Genomic DNA, 14082 nt, shown 5'->3' with positions numbered 1-14082 from the left:
GTGCAGGTGCTCCGGATCGACGAGGATCCGAAGAAGGGCGAGCGCATCGGGCTGTCGGTGAAGGCGCTCGCGCCGCGCCCCGAGCCGGCCGCGCCGGCGCCGGGCGCGGAGGGCGCCGAGCGGCCCGCCCGCCCCGCCCCGCCGCCGCCGCCGCGCGTCGGCGACGTGGTGCAGGCCACCGTGGACAAGGTGGAGAGCTTCGGCGTGTTCGTGCGCTTCGCCGGCGGCCGCGGGCTGGTGCCGGCCAGCGAGACCGGCACGCCGCGCGGCGCCGACCTGCGCCGGAGCTTCAAGGTCGGCGACACGCTGCAGGCGCTCGTCTCGGCGATCGACGAGCAGGGCCGCATCCGGCTCTCGAAGACCGAGGCCGAGCACGCCGCGGAGCGCGCCGAGGCGCGCGAGTACATGGCGAAGGCGCCGCGCGCGCAGGGCAAGGGCTTCGGCACGCTCGGCGACCTGCTCCGGCAGAAGCTCGAGAAGAAGTAGCGCGTCGTCCGCCGCGGTCGCCGATCACCGCGCGTGCGTTCACGCACGGTGATCGGCCGCGGCCGCGCCCGCCGCGGACGCACGGTCCGTGCGGGCGCCGGCGGGTCAGCCCATCAGGGACGCGCTGCCGCCGGCTCACTCGATCGCGTGTGACTTGCTCCTGCGGTCAATATTGAGTCACGCGGTCCACTTTCCCGGAGCGCCTCCGGTAACTCCGGGTCTCGTTCCGGCGCGCCCTGATCTGCGTCAAGCGACCCAGATCGTAACCCATTGAAACCATTAGGTCAGCGTCCTTTTGGCCCATCGCAGGAGCCGCCGAGACCCCGTATCTGATGGCCTGTGGTCGCCCGGACCCCTGAGCGACCCGCGACCGCGCCGGCAACGCGGCGAAGGAGCGACGCGATGGCCACACAGTACGGTGCACTGTCGTACTCGTCTCAGTCCCAGTCCCCCGCACGGGTGATGACCCGCGTGATGGGGGAGGCCCGGCGCGTGCTCCTCGGCGCGCTCGTCACCGCGGCGGTGGTCGCGGTCATGAGCGCGGTCGGCTGGGTGGCGCTGCTGGCCCTCACCGTGACCGTCCCGTTCGCGACCATCGTGGTCGCGCTCGCGCTGGTCATCCGCCACTTCCGTCAGGATCGGCGCGCGCTCGCCTGAGGCGCGCGCGTCCGGTGCGGGCCGGCCCCTCGCGACCGCTGGGGGGGCGGGCCCCGCACCGCCGCGCGCCTCGACCCGCGCGCCGCCAGAGCGCGCCCCGGGCCGCCTGCGCGCGCGCTCGGGGCGCCCTCGCCAGGCGCGTCGGGCGTCACCCCTCGTCGACGCTCCAGCCCCACGGGCCGAGCCCGGCCTCGGCGCGGTCCGAGAGGTTCGCGCGCACGGTGAGGCCGGGCCGCCGGAGCGTGAAGGCCGCGCCCTCGCGCGCCACCTCCGGCCAGCGGGCCGCGATGACGTCGCGGTGGCGGCGGCGCACCTCGAGCAGCCGCCGGTGGTGCTCGCGGAGCGCGGCGTGCCGGCCGTCGCGCCGGTGCGAGAGCCTCGATCCCAGGAACGTGCGCTCGTCCTGCGGGTCCGGCGGCTCTCCGTGTCCGCGCGCGATGTGCTCGGCGCGGCGCCCCTCCGACACCGCGCGCGCCAGGCCCGCGTCGCCGTGGCTGGTGAAGTACTGGAACGGCCGCGTCTCGCCGTACTCCTCGCCCATGAACAGGAGCGGGAGCGCCGAGCCGAGCAGCACGAGCGCCGCGATGGGCTCGAGCGCCGGCCAGGGCAGCAGGGCGGCCAGCCGCTCGCCGTGCGGGCGGTTCCCGATCTGGTCGTGGTTCTGCGCGCACGCGACGAAGCGCGACGGCGCGAGCCCCGCCACGCGCGTGCCGTGCGGCCGGCCCCGGTACGCGGAGGGCTCGCCCTGGAAGACGAAGCCCTCCGACAGCGCGCGGGCCACCTGCTCCGGCGCGCCGAAGTCGGCGAGGTAGCGCTCCCGCTCGCCGGTCACGAGCGCGTGGATGGCGTGGTGCAGGTCGTCCGCCCAGACGGCGGAGCAGCCCCAGCCGGCGGGCGGCGGGTCGAGGACCCGCCGGTCGTTGTCGTCGTTCTCCGCGATCACGTGGATGCGGCGCCCCTCGCGGCGCGCCAGCGCCGAGACCTCGTCGCACAGCTCGGCCACCAGGTGACGCGGCCCGCCGTCGCGGATGGCGTGCGTGGCGTCGAGGCGGAGCGCGTCCACCCGGAAGTCGCGCACCCACTGCAGCGCGGCGCCGAGGAAGTAGGCGCGCACCGGCCCGGCGGCCGGGCCGTCGAGATCGAGGCCGTCGCCCCAGGGCGTGCGGTGACGGTCGGTGAGGTACGGCGCGAGCTGCGGGAGGTAGTTCCCCTCCGGGCCGAGGTGGTTGTAGACGACGTCGAGGCACACCGCGAGGCCGAGCGCGTGCGCGCGGTCCACGAAGCGCTGCAGCGCCGCCGGCCCGCCGTACGCGGCGTGCACCGCCCAGCTCTGCACGCCGTCGTAGCCCCAGTTGCGCACGCCGGCGAACGGCTGCACCGGCATGAGCTCGACGCAGGTGACGCCCAGCTCCGCCAGGCCGGGCAGGGCCTCGGCCGCGGCGTCCAGCGTGCCGGCCTCGGTGAAGGCGCCGACGTGGAGCTCGTAGAAGACCAGCGCCTCGAGCGGCAGCCCGGCGAACGCGCGCCGCCACCGGTGCCGCGCCGGGTCGAACACCTCGGACGGACCGTGAACGCCCTCGGGCTGCGCGCGCGAGGCGGGATCGGGGAGCGCTCGCCCGCCCGGCAGCACGAGCTGGTAGCGCGTGCCGTGGCCCGCGCCGCGGACCTCGCCGGTCCACCATCCGCCCGGCGCGGGCGAGAGCGGGTGGTCCGCGCCGTCGATCCGCACCGCCAGGCGCTCCACGCGCGGCGCCCAGGTGCGGAACCGGACGCCTCCGGTCGTGATCTCGGTGCCGTGCGTCGCGAGCGGCATGCGAGGAACGTAGCGCCTCCGCGCGTGCGGCGCGGGCTCGCCGCGGGGTCGTGTCGCCCGATCGCGGGGCGCGGCGGCGCACGTTTGCGCGCGGTGCACGCCGGCGCCAGCTTGCAGGTCGGACCGCGAATTCGGGGCTCGACTCTCCGACCTCTCGTGCGCTAGCTTGGCGTCCCCGTTCTCCGCGCCGCAGTCGCGCGTCCCCAGGCCCTTTTTCCGAATAACCGTAAAAAGGAATTCCTGATGTCCACCTCTCCTGCCGCTCGTCCCACCTCGAACCCGCACCTGCTCGGCTGGGTCGACGAGATGGCGAAGCTCTGCAAGCCCGATCGCGTCTACTGGTGCGACGGCTCCGAGGCCGAGAAGAAGCGGCTCACCGACGACGCCGTCGCCGCCAAGGTCCTCATCCCGCTCGACCAGCAGAAGTGGCCCGGCTGCCACTACCACCACTCGAACCCGAGCGACGTCGCCCGCGTCGAGCACCTCACCTTCATCTGTACGCCGACGAAGGAGGAGGCCGGCCCCACCAACAACTGGATGGAGCCGAAGGAGGCGTACCGGAAGCTCGGCGCCATCTTCGACGGGTCGATGAAGGGCCGCACCATGTACGTGGTGCCCTACGTGATGGGCCCGAGCACCTCGCCCTTCGCGAAGGTCGGCATCGAGATCACCGACTCCGTGTACGTGGCCCTGAACATGGGGATCATGGCGCGCATGGGGAAGGTGGCGCTCGACCGCCTCGGCGACTCGAACGAGTTCAACCGCGGCCTGCACTCGGTCGCCGACTGCAACCCCGAGCGCCGCTTCATCTGCCACTTCCCGCAGGACAACACCATCTGGTCGGTCGGCTCCGGCTACGGCGGCAACGCGCTGCTCGGCAAGAAGTGCCTGGCGCTCCGCATCGCCAGCTACCTCGCGAAGAACGAGGGCTGGCTCGCCGAGCACATGCTGATCCTCGAGGCGGAGAGCCCGACCGGCGAGAAGCAGTACGTCGCCGCCGCGTTCCCGTCGGCCTGCGGCAAGACCAACTTCGCCATGATGATCCCGCCCGCCGCGTTCCCGGGCTGGAAGATCCGGACGGTCGGCGACGACATCTCCTGGATGCGCGTGGGCGAGGACGGCCGGCTCTGGGCGGTGAACCCGGAGAACGGCTACTTCGGCGTGGCCCCGGGCACGAACCGCAAGACCAACCCCAACGCGATGGACTCGGTCCGCAAGGACACCATCTTCACCAACGTCGCCCGCACGCCGGACGGCGACATCTGGTGGGAGGGGATGGACCACGAGGCGCCGGCCGAGCTGATCGACTGGAAGGGCCAGCCCTGGAAGAAGGGCTCCACCGAGAAGGCGGCCCACCCGAACAGCCGCTTCACCGCGCCGGCGAAGAACAACCCGGCCATCTCGCCGCTGGTGGACGATCCGAAGGGCGTGCCCATCTCGGCCATCATCTTCGGCGGCCGCCGCTCCACCACCGTCCCGCTGGTGCTCGAGGCGTTCAACTGGACGCACGGCGTGTACCTGGGCTCGACCATGGGGTCGGAGACCACCGCCGCCGCCACCGGCCAGGTCGGCGTGGTCCGCCGCGACCCGATGGCCATGCTACCGTTCATCGGCTACGACTGCGGGAGCTACCTGCAGCACTGGCTCGACATGCAGTCGCGCATCCCGAACCCGCCCAAGATCTTCCTGGTGAACTGGTTCCGGAAGAGCGCCGAGGGCAAGTTCCTGTGGCCGGGCTACGGCGACAACATGCGCGTGCTGAAGTGGATGCTCGACCGCGCCGCCGGCCGCGCGCCCGCCAAGGAGACGCTGCTCGGCTACACGCCGGGTGACGCCGGCCTCGACCTGCACGGCCTCGACGTGTCCAGGGACGCCATCGCCGCCGCGACCAAGATCGACCTCGGCGAGTGGGAGCAGGAGCTGGAGTCGCAGGCCGAGTGGTTCGAGAAGCTCGGCAAGACGCTGCCCGGCCCGCTGGCGCTCCAGCGCGAGCTGCTGCTCGAGCGCGTCCGCGCCGCCCGCAAGGTGAAGTAGCGCGCCCGCGCGAGGCGTCCCCGGGGGCCCGGCCGGCGACGGTCGGGCCCCTTCCCTTTGCGCCGGGCGAGCGGGGCCGCCGGCCCCGTGTTAAGCGTTCCCGGCATGTGCACCCTCGCCGTCGCCCTCCAGGCCGATCGCCGCTGGCCGGTGATCGTGGCCGCCAACCGCGACGAGCGGAACGGGCGCCCGTCGGAGGGCTGGGGCCTGCGCGACGGCGCGACCGGGATCCGCTACGCGGCGCCGCGCGACCTCCTCGCCGGCGGCACCTGGATCGGCCTCTCGGCGCGGGGGGTCTTCGCCGGCGTGACCAACTACCACGCGCCGGTGCAGTGGTACCCCGACCCGGAGCGCCGCTCGCGCGGCGACCTCGTGCCGCTCGCGCTCGCCGCGCCCGACGCGGAGGCGGCGCGCGCGGCCGTCGAGCGCGCCGACGCGGCGCAGTGGAACCCGTTCCACCTCGTGGTGGCCGACGCGCGCGCCGCGTTCCTGTGGTGGTACGACGGCGAGACCTCCGGGCTCGAGCCGCTCGGCCCCGGCCTGCACGTCGTCACCGAGACCTCGGCGCAAGGGCGGGGTCCGCGCGCCGACCTGGTGCGCGCGCACTGGCCGCTCGAGCCCTCGGTCCCCCGCCTGCGCGAGGTGCTCACCCGGCACGCGGCCGTGCCCGGGACCGGCACCGCGCTCGCCACCTGCATCCACATGGACCCGGACTACGGCACCCGCTCGTCGGCGCTGCTGCGCCTCGCGCCGGAGCTGGACCGCTCGGAGCTGTACGCGACCGACGCCCGCCCCTGCCTCGGGCCGCACCAGGACCGGGCCGACCTCGTCGCCGCGCTGGCGCGCACCGCTTGACACCGCGCCCGCCGGGCGCCATCCAAGGAACCGCCATGGGACTCCTCGACCGGATCACCTTCCAGAAGCAGACCGCCGAGCCGCCCGAGTCGATCGACGTCCAGCCCGACAACGCCATCCGCATCGTGTGGCCGGGCGGGCGCGAGACGACCATCACCTCGTGGGCGCTGCGCGACTTCTGCCCGTGCGCCTCCTGCGTGGAGGAGGGCACCGGCAAGAAGCTCCTCGACTCCTCCACCATCCCGGCGGACATCCACCCGCTGGAGATCAACCCGGTGGGCGCGTACGCGATCCAGATCCAGTGGTCCGACGGCCACAACACCGGCCTCTACGCCTGGCCCACGCTGCGCCAGGCGTGCGGGCTGACGTAGCGGCCTGCCCCTCGACTCCGGACCGCTGCGCGGTCCTACGCTCGGGGTGAGCGGCCTACAGCGGGCTGCGTCCAGCCCCTCGACTCCGGACCGCTCCGCGGTCCTACGCTCGGGGTGAGCGCTTACAGCGGGCTTCGCCCAGCCCCTCGACTCCGGACCGCTCCGCGGTCCTACGCTCGGGGTGAGCGCTTACAGCGGACTGCGTCCAGGTGCCGACACCGGCGCGTGGCGGTTCACCTCGGGCGCGTGCCCGTCGCGCGCGCCCCCGAAGCGGACGGCGCGCGGGTCGCCGCGGCCGCCGCGCAGGGCGTGCACCAGCAGCTTGGCGGTGTTCGCGTCGGCGTGCCCGGCCAGCACCTCCGCCACGATCACGTCGGCCGCGCCGCGCGCGTCGTAGGCCGCCGAGCGGTAGGCGCGCGGCCGCGTCAGCGCCGCGAACGCGCTCGCCACCGACACGACCTCCACCGCGCGCGAGGGGGCGGCGCCCATGCCCGGGTAGCCCTGCCCGCAGCGCCAGTGGTGGCAGCGGGCCGCGGCGACCGCCGGGTGCGGGCCCAGCTCGAAGGCGAGCTGGTAGGCGCCGAGCAGCGGGTGGGCGGCGATCCGGTGCGCCTCGCGGATCTCCAGCCGGTCGGCGCGCTCCACCACCGCCACCGGCACGTGCCGCATGCCGAGGTCGTGCAGCAGCGCCGCCGCGGCGAGGTCCGGCAGCGCCCGCGCGCCGCCCACCGCGGTGAGCAGCATGCGGACCGCCACCGCCGCGGTGGTGAACGCGTGGAGGTGGAGCGCCGGCCGCTCCTCGCGGAGCGCCAGCAGCTCCTCGACCAGCGCCGCGGTCAGGCCGGCCGCGCCGACGGCGCGCGCCACCGCGTCGCGCGCCCCCGCGCGCGCGAACAGCGCCCGGTACGTGGGGTCGTCCAGGACCTCCGCGACGTCGCCGCCGAGCGGCGTCTCCGCGAGCGCGCGGCGCGGCGCCGGCCTCGCGCGCTGGGCCGCCTCCTCGATGGACTCGGGCGACACCACCAGGCCGCGGCGCGCGATCGCCCGGCCCCGGCAGTCGAGCAGGTCCTCGGCGAGCGTGAGCCGGTCGAACACCGCGACGAGGCTAGCAGGGCCGCGCCGCGTCGCGGGAGCCACCGCCCCATCGAGAACGGCGGCCGCGCGATCGGGGGCCCGCCGAGGAAGGAGCGGAGCCGGGGTGGCTAGCGGCGCCGGCCCCGGGCGAGCGCCCGGTCCATCTCGCGCTTCGACTCGCGCTCGGCGATGGCCCCGCGCCGGTCCTCGTGGGAGCGGCCGCGCGCCAGGCCCAGCTCCACCTTGGCCCAGCCCTGCTTGAAGTAGATCCGCAGCGGCACGAGCGTGTACCCGCGCTGCTCGACCTTGCCGCGGACGCGGTCGATCTCGGCGCGGTTCATGAGGAGCTTCCGGTCGCGCAGCGGCGCGTGGCCGAAGTGCGCCGCCTGCTTGTACTCGCCGATGCGGCAGTTGAGGAGCCACAGCTCCTCGCCGCGCGGCATCGCGTACGCGTCGGACAGGTTGACGTTCCCCTCGCGCAGCGACTTCACCTCGCTGCCGGTGAGCACCAGCCCGGCCTCCCAGGTGTCCTCGATGTCGTAGTCGAAGCGCGCGCGGCGGTTGGAGGCCGCGACCTTCTCCGCGGCGTCCGCCGCCTTGCCGGCCTTGCCCTTCACGGCAGCCTGCCGTTGTCGATGAGGCGGGTGGTGCCGAAGAACGCGGCGAGCAGCAGCACGCTGCCGGGCTCGGCGCGCGCCACCGGCGCGAGCGTCTCGGGGTGGACGAGCTCGACGTAGTCCACCCGGCCGCCGGCCGCCTCCAGGCGGGCCCGCGCCCCGGCCCGCAGCGCGGCCGCGTCGCGCTCGCCGCGGGCGGCGGCCTCGCGGGCCTCGGCGAGCGCCCCGGAGAGCGCGAGCGCGCGCCGCCGCTCGTCCGGCGAGAGGTAGGCGTTGCGCGAGGAGAGCGCCAGGCCGTCCGGCTCGCGCACGATGGGCATGCCCACGATCTCGATGCCGAAGGCGAGGTCGCGCACCATGGCGCGGATCACGGCGAGCTGCTGCCAGTCCTTCTCCCCGAACAGCGCCACGTGCGGGCGGGTCAGGTTGAACAGCTTCGCCACCACCGTGGCCACGCCGCGGAAGTGGCCCGGGCGCGAGGCGCCGTCCAGCCCCTGCGAGGCGCGCTCCACCGTCACCCAGGTCTCGTGCCCCGGCGCGAACATCTGGGCCGGGTCGCTCGGCGCGAGCACCGCGTCGAGGCCGGCGGCGGCGCACTTCGCGAGGTCGCCCTCCAGGTCGCGCGGATAGCGGGCCAGGTCCTCGGTCGGGCCGAACTGCGTCGGGTTCACGAAGATGGTGCCCACGGCCAGGCCGCGGCGGCCGCCCGCGTCGGCGCGGCGCCGCGCCTCCCGCATGAGCGAGAGGTGGCCCTCGTGCAGGTAGCCCATGGTCGTGACCAGGGCGATGCGCGTGCCGCCCTCGCGCGCGGCGGTGCAGCGGGCCTGCCACGAGGCCGGATCGGTGATCAGCTCGGGTGTCTTCACTCTGGGTGTGCTCGATCCCCGGCGCTAGATGGGGGCGCCGATGGCGTCCGGCGGCTCTTCCTCCGCCTCCTCGGGGTGGCGCTCCACCGGGACGAGGCGGACCGAGCTGGAGTGGAAGCTGTGCGCGTCGTCGGGGAACGCGCGCGCCTTCACCTCGCCCACGTACGCGCCCACCGCGCCCTCCACGGCGGCGCCGACCTCGCCGAAGCGCTTCACGAACTTGGGCGTGAAGGAGGCGTCGAGGCCGAGCAGGTCGTTCAGCACCAGCACCTGCCCGTCGCAGTGCGGGCCCGCGCCGATGCCGACGGTCGGGATGCGCAGCTGCGAGGTGACGATGCGGGCCAGCTCGGAGGGGATGCACTCCAGCACCAGCGCGTAGCAGCCGGCCGCCTCGAGCGCCCGGGCGTCGCGCAGGATCTGCTGCGCCTTCTCCGAGTCCTTCCCCTGCACCACGTAGCCGCCCATCCTGTGGACGGACTGCGGCGTCAGGCCGATGTGGCCCATCACCGGCACGCCGGCGCGCACGATCCGGCGGATCACCTCGCCGAACTCGGCGCCGCCCTCGAGCTTCACGCCCTCGGCGCCGCCCTCGGCCACCAGCCGCATGGCGGCCTTCACCGCCTCGTCGGCGCTGGCCTGGTAGCTGCCGAAGCTCATGTCGGTGACGAGGTGGGCCCGGCCGTCGCCGCGGGCCAGCCCGCGCCGCACCATGGCCGAGTGGTAGACCATCTGGTCGAGCGTGACCGGCAGCGTGGACTCGTGGCCCTGCACCGCCATGCCCAGCGAGTCGCCCACCAGCACCGCGTCCACCCCGGCGGCGGCGACCAGCCGCGCGGCGGTCGCGTCGTAGGCGGTGACCATGGCGATGCGCTCGCCGGACTCCTTCATCCGGCGCAGCTCGTGGATGGTGACGTGCTTGCGTGGCGCGGGGGGATGGGACGACATCTTCGACGACCTCCGGTGTAGGCCCCGTGGCCGGGGTCCTGCCCATTGGTGAGGCGAGGAGACGACTCTAATACGTCCTGGTGCCCAGCGGTACGTAGTGCTGCGTGCCCTTGCGATGCTTCCGGATCACGGCGAGCAGCGCCTCGAGATCCTCGGGCTCGGACTCCACGTCGATGTCGCTGGTGTTGACCACCAGCAGCGGCGTGTCCTCGTAGTGGAAGAAGAAGTCGTTGTAGGCCTTCGCGAGCGCCTCGACGTAGGCGGGATCGAGGCCCCGCTCGAAGTCCCGGCCGCGCTTCTTGATGCGCGACAGGAGCACGTCGGTGCGGGCCTGCAGGTAGATGACCAGGTCCGGCCGGACCACCCGCGGGCCCAGCAGCTCGTGGATCTGGCGGTAAAGCGCCAGCTCGGCCGGCTCCAGCGTCAAGGTCGCGAAGATGCGGTCCTTCGCGAACAGGTAGTCGGCCACGGTCGAGCTGGAGAACAGGTCCTGCTGGAACAGCACCTGCTGCTGCTGGAAGCGCGAGAGCAGGAAGAACACCTGCGCCTGGAAGGCGTGCTTCTTCCGGTCGGCGTAGAACGCCGGGAGGAACGGGTTCGCCTCCGCCTCCTCCAGCACCAGGCGGGCGCCCAGCCGCTCGGCCAGCACCTGGGCGAGGGTCGTCTTGCCGACGCCGATGGGTCCTTCGACGGCGATGTATCGGGGGCGTTCCATCCGGAAGCTCGCAGGAACGCGCGAGATTGCCACGCGCGGAGGTCGCCCGCAAGGCGCGCCCGCGGCGGGGCCGTCCGCGGGCCGGCGGACGCGGCCACCCGCGACGATCTGACATCTGGATCGCGGGATCCATGATCCTGGGATCAGGGCTGCCCTTGACCCCGCATGTGCAGCCACGTATCGTCATGCTGGTTCGCAGGGCGGAGCCGGGGCACGGAGGCGGAGATGCGGAGCAGGGTGGCGGTCGGGCAGAAGGCCGTGGCGAAGGCGGGGACGGCGCAGGAGGACGGGATCGACCCCGCCTACCACCGCGCCATCCTCAAGATCGCGCTCGAGCTCAAGAAGCCGAACGCCCCCAGCTACGACGCCATCGTGGCGGCGACCATCCGGTCGATGAAGCTCGACCCGGTCGCGTTCCGGCGGTACCTCGGCGAGAACGGCGCTCGGAACATGAGCCTGATGCTCGCCACCGCCCGCACCGGAGGCCTCTAGGCCACCGGGGACGGCTCACGGGCGCCCGTTCGACGGATGGGGTTGGTCGGGGCGGGCGGGGAGATTCTGGACGGGCGCCCGTGACTTCTTCCAGGCTCAGTCGAGCGCGCGGTCGAGCGCGGCCCACTCGGCCAGCGTGAGCGTCTCGCCCCGGCGGCCCGGGTCCACCCCGGCGGCCGCGAACGCCGCCTCGAGGCGCGCGGGGGCCGCGAGCTTCGCCGAGCCGAGCGCGTTGCGCAGCGTCTTGCGCCGCAGGCCGAAGCCGGCCTTCACCAGCCGGCGGAAGCGCGCCGGGTCCCCCACCGCGTCCGCGGGCGGCCGGAACAGCGCGCAGAGCACCGCGCTCTCCACCTTCGGCGGCGGCCAGAACGCGCCGGGCGGCACGATCCGCTCCACCGACACGTCGGCCTCGCGCTGGAGGAGCACCGAGAGCACGCCCCAGTCCCGGCTGGCGGGCGGGGCGGCGAGCCGCTCGGCCACCTCGCGCTGCAGCAGGAACACCGCGCGCGACACGTGCGCCACCTGGTCGAGGATCGAGAACAGGATCGGGCTGGTGAGGTGGTACGGCAGGTTCCCCACCACCGCGAGCCGCGCCCCCTCCCCCGCGGCCCGGGGCGCGCCGAAGCGGGCCGCCAGCGCGGCGTAGTCGAGCCGCGCCGCGTCCGCCTCCAGCAGCGTGATCCGGTCGCCCAGCTCGCCGCGCAGCACCCGGGCCATGTCGCGGTCGCGCTCCACCGCGGCCACGCGCGCGCCCCGCGCCAGCAGGCGCGCCGTGAGGTGGCCGAGGCCGGCGCCGAGCTCCAGCACCGCGTCGCCGGCGCGCGGCGCCGCGAGCCCCGCGATGTCGTCGAGGACGGCCTCGTCGCCGAGGAAGTTCTGGCCCCAGCTCTTCTTCGCGCGGAGGTCGTACTTGTCGAGCAGCGCGCGCGGGCTCGGATAGCGGTCGGTCATCGCGGGGCGCAGTATGCCCCGGCGCGGCCGCGCCGTCCCGCGCGCCGTGGCTCAGGCGGCGGGGGCGGCTCGTCCGCGCGGCCGGTGCGGGCGCGGCGGCGTGAGCGCCACCCAGCAGACCAGGATCCCGACCACGATGTCGTTCACCGCCAGTCCGGCGTCGAGGTAGCCGAGCACGAAGGGCGACAGCACGGCCCAGGCGCCCAGGGCGACGTTGACGGCCTGGAGGCGCGGCAGCGCCATCGCCAGGAACGCCACCAGGAAGATGGCGAGGCCGAGGAAGATGTGATCGCCGAACTCCGGCGCGCGCGGGCCCGCGACCAGGCCGGTCGCGAGCATCCAGCCGCCGAACAGCACGTTGAGCCACCGCAAGGACATGGCCGCTCCGATCCCTCCGGCGATCAGATAGGAACGGCGGGCCGCGGCCGCAGGGACCGGGCGGGCGCCCGTCCGCCCGGCAGGGTGGCGCGGGCGATCATAGCGCCTCCCGTTCGCGTGGGGCCCGTCGCGAGGCACACGATGGCGTCGCCGAGCCGGGCACACGAGGACCGAGCAGCGCAGGCGTGCCCGTAGGCACGTCGAGCAGCGCAGGGACGAGTCTGCCCGGCGCAGGCAGCCAGCGTGCGCCGCAGCAGGGCTCTACGCGAATGGGCGGCGCTCTCAGAGGCGCCAGGCGGGATCGGCGTTCAGGTCCGGCCCGGCTCGCTCGCCCCGGAGCAGCGCGTGCGTGCCGGCGACGGCGATCATGGCTGCGTTGTCGGTGCAGAGCCTGACCGGCGGGATGAACACGGACATGCCCTCGTACTCCGCCGCGCGCGCGGCGGCGGCGGCGCGCAGCCGGCTGTTCGCCGCCACGCCGCCCGCGAGCACCAGCCGGTCGAACTGGAGGCGGCGCGCGGCGCGGAACGCCTTCTCCACCAGCGCGCGCACGATCGCCTCCTGGTAGCTCGCGCACAGGTCGGCGAGCGCGGGCCCCTCCGGCACGCCGTGCTTCTTCACGTGGTGCAGGAGCGCGGTCTTCAGCCCGGAGAAGCTGAAGTCGAGGTCGGCGCCCTTCACGATCGCCTTGGGGAAGCGGATCGCGGCCGGGTCGCCCTCCTTCGCGAGCCGGTCGATGGCGACGCCGCCCGGGTACGGCAGGCCGAGCAGCTTCGCGCCCTTGTCGAACGCCTCGCCGGCGGCGTCGTCGCGGGTCTGGCCGAGCAGGCGGTAGTCGCCGAAGCCGTGCGCGGCGTAGAGCGAGGTGTGCCCGCCCGACACCACCAGCCCGAGGTACGGGAACGCGGGCGGGACCTCGGCCAGGAACGCCGCCACCAGGTGGCCCTCGAGGTGGTTCACGCCGACCAGCGGCTTGCCCCAGGCGAGCGCCAGCGCCTTGGCGGCCTGCACGCCCACCAGCAGCGCGCCCACCAGCCCCGGCCCGCTCGTCACCGCCACCGCGTCGAGGCCCTCCGGCCCGACGCCGGAGCGCGCCAGCGCCTCGTCCACCACCGGCATCACCTGCACGACGTGGTTGCGGCTCGCCAGCTCGGGCACGACGCCGCCCCAGCGCCGGTGGATGTCGATCTGCGTGGACACCACGTCGGAGAGCGCGCGCCGGCCGTCCTCGACGACCGCGCATGCGGTCTCGTCGCAGGAGGTCTCGATGGCGAGCACTCGGGTCATTCGATCTCCATCGCGACGAGACCGCTGCGCGCGGAGGGGCAGGCGGATGAGCCTGCCCCGGAGCGCGCGGGGGGCCCGGGGGGGGTCGCGCCGTCTGCGTCCCCCCGGTCCAGACCACCTCGTCGCAGGAGGTCTCGATGGCGAGGACCCGGGTCGGCATGACGGGGGCGGAAGGTAACGCGGTCCGGTCCCGCGCGCGAGCCCAACCCGCGGCGCCGGGCTCGCGCGTCCGGGGGACTACCGGAGCTGCCGGCCGAGGATGTCGCGGACGGCGCGCGCCTCGGGGCCGGTCGGCGACAGCTCCAGGAACCGCGCGTACGCGGCGCGGGCCTGGGACGCGCGCCCCGCGCCCTGGTGGATCTCGCCGCGCAGCAGCCAGGCGGGCGCGTAGGCGGGATCGAGCTCGATGGCGCGATCGAGCGCGCGGACCGCCTCGCCGGAGCGCTGCGCGTCGTGCAGCGCGCGGGCGAGGCCGACGTAGCCGGGCGCGGTCGGCCGCAGCGCGACCGCGCGCCGGTAGTCGGAGGCGGCCTCGGCGAAC

General features: G+C 74.7%; 16 protein-coding genes. 6 read left to right on the top strand and 10 right to left on the bottom strand.

The features are described from left to right. Both PSR1_RS15145 and PSR1_RS15140 read left to right on the top strand, forming a co-directional pair. On the top strand, positions 1-486 hold a 486-nt coding region (locus PSR1_RS15145), incomplete at its 5' end, for a S1 RNA-binding domain-containing protein (protein WP_152643365.1). A gap of 402 nt (positions 487-888) precedes the next feature. Continuing rightward, on the top strand, positions 889-1143 hold the full coding sequence (locus tag PSR1_RS15140; RefSeq protein WP_059438338.1) for a hypothetical protein: 255 nt from the start codon (positions 889-891) through the stop codon (positions 1141-1143). A 148-nt stretch (positions 1144-1291) separates the two neighbouring features. Here PSR1_RS15140 and treZ read toward each other — a convergent pair whose 3' ends face one another. Beyond that, the gene (treZ, locus tag PSR1_RS15135) at positions 1292-2956 is read right to left on the bottom strand and encodes a malto-oligosyltrehalose trehalohydrolase (protein WP_059438337.1); all 1665 of its coding nucleotides are present in this window, start codon (positions 2954-2956) and stop codon (positions 1292-1294) included. 243 nt (positions 2957-3199) lie between these two features. On the opposite strand from treZ, the gene PSR1_RS15130 reads away from it, so the two are divergent. The 3 genes from PSR1_RS15130 to PSR1_RS15120 all read left to right on the top strand — a co-directional run bounded on the left by PSR1_RS15130 (position 3200) and on the right by PSR1_RS15120 (position 6216). Further along, positions 3200-4990, top strand: a complete 1791-nt coding sequence (locus PSR1_RS15130; RefSeq protein WP_059438336.1) for a phosphoenolpyruvate carboxykinase (GTP) — start codon at positions 3200-3202, stop codon at positions 4988-4990. Between the two features lie 105 nt (positions 4991-5095). Further along, the gene (locus tag PSR1_RS15125) at positions 5096-5845 is read left to right on the top strand and encodes an NRDE family protein (protein WP_059438335.1); all 750 of its coding nucleotides are present in this window, start codon (positions 5096-5098) and stop codon (positions 5843-5845) included. Positions 5846-5880: 35 nt separating this feature from the next. Further along, positions 5881-6216, top strand: coding sequence for a DUF971 domain-containing protein (locus tag PSR1_RS15120; protein ID WP_059438334.1), 336 nt, complete (start codon positions 5881-5883; stop codon positions 6214-6216). Positions 6217-6405: 189 nt separating this feature from the next. Here the strand turns inward: PSR1_RS15120 and PSR1_RS15115 are convergent, their stop codons facing one another. The 5 genes from PSR1_RS15115 to PSR1_RS15095 all read right to left on the bottom strand — a co-directional run bounded on the left by PSR1_RS15115 (position 6406) and on the right by PSR1_RS15095 (position 10433). Beyond that, positions 6406-7311: an HD domain-containing phosphohydrolase gene (locus tag PSR1_RS15115; RefSeq protein ID WP_237758005.1), complete on the bottom strand. Its 906-nt coding sequence runs from the start codon at positions 7309-7311 to the stop codon at positions 6406-6408. 107 nt (positions 7312-7418) lie between these two features. Then, positions 7419-7907 carry an SsrA-binding protein SmpB gene (gene smpB, locus PSR1_RS15110; protein ID WP_059438332.1) on the bottom strand — a complete coding sequence of 163 codons (489 nt, stop codon included), beginning with the start codon at positions 7905-7907 and terminating at the stop codon, positions 7419-7421. Further along, positions 7904-8773, bottom strand: coding sequence for a pantoate--beta-alanine ligase (gene panC, locus PSR1_RS15105; RefSeq protein ID WP_059438331.1), 870 nt, complete (start codon positions 8771-8773; stop codon positions 7904-7906). The genes smpB and panC overlap by 4 nt, the downstream gene beginning before the upstream one ends. A 24-nt stretch (positions 8774-8797) precedes the next feature. Further along, positions 8798-9718, bottom strand: coding sequence for a 3-methyl-2-oxobutanoate hydroxymethyltransferase (gene panB, locus PSR1_RS15100; RefSeq protein ID WP_059438330.1), 921 nt, complete (start codon positions 9716-9718; stop codon positions 8798-8800). Between the two features lie 67 nt (positions 9719-9785). Beyond that, positions 9786-10433, bottom strand: a complete 648-nt coding sequence (locus tag PSR1_RS15095) for a deoxynucleoside kinase (RefSeq protein ID WP_059438329.1) — start codon at positions 10431-10433, stop codon at positions 9786-9788. Positions 10434-10658: 225 nt separating this feature from the next. Between PSR1_RS15095 and PSR1_RS15090 the strand changes: the two genes are divergently transcribed. Next, on the top strand, positions 10659-10925 hold the full coding sequence (locus PSR1_RS15090; RefSeq protein WP_059438328.1) for a hypothetical protein: 267 nt from the start codon (positions 10659-10661) through the stop codon (positions 10923-10925). A 96-nt stretch (positions 10926-11021) separates the two neighbouring features. Here PSR1_RS15090 and rsmA read toward each other — a convergent pair whose 3' ends face one another. The 4 genes from rsmA to PSR1_RS15070 form a co-directional block, all read right to left on the bottom strand. Then, positions 11022-11876, bottom strand: coding sequence for a 16S rRNA (adenine(1518)-N(6)/adenine(1519)-N(6))-dimethyltransferase RsmA (gene rsmA / locus PSR1_RS15085; RefSeq protein WP_059438327.1), 855 nt, complete (start codon positions 11874-11876; stop codon positions 11022-11024). Between the two features lie 51 nt (positions 11877-11927). Further along, the gene (locus PSR1_RS15080; protein WP_059438326.1) at positions 11928-12254 is read right to left on the bottom strand and encodes an SPW repeat protein; all 327 of its coding nucleotides are present in this window, start codon (positions 12252-12254) and stop codon (positions 11928-11930) included. 282 nt (positions 12255-12536) lie between these two features. Next, a complete protein-coding gene (tsaD, locus tag PSR1_RS15075; RefSeq protein ID WP_059438325.1) occupies positions 12537-13541 on the bottom strand; it encodes a tRNA (adenosine(37)-N6)-threonylcarbamoyltransferase complex transferase subunit TsaD in 1005 nt (334 codons plus the stop codon). A 237-nt stretch (positions 13542-13778) separates the two neighbouring features. Then, positions 13779-14082: tetratricopeptide repeat protein (locus tag PSR1_RS15070; protein ID WP_152643364.1), on the bottom strand; the 304-nt coding region annotated here is incomplete at its 5' end.

The organism is Anaeromyxobacter sp. PSR-1, assembly GCF_000964525.1.
Lineage (GTDB): Bacteria > Myxococcota > Myxococcia > Myxococcales > Anaeromyxobacteraceae > Anaeromyxobacter.
This window is presented reverse-complemented; position numbering and strand designations above follow the sequence as displayed.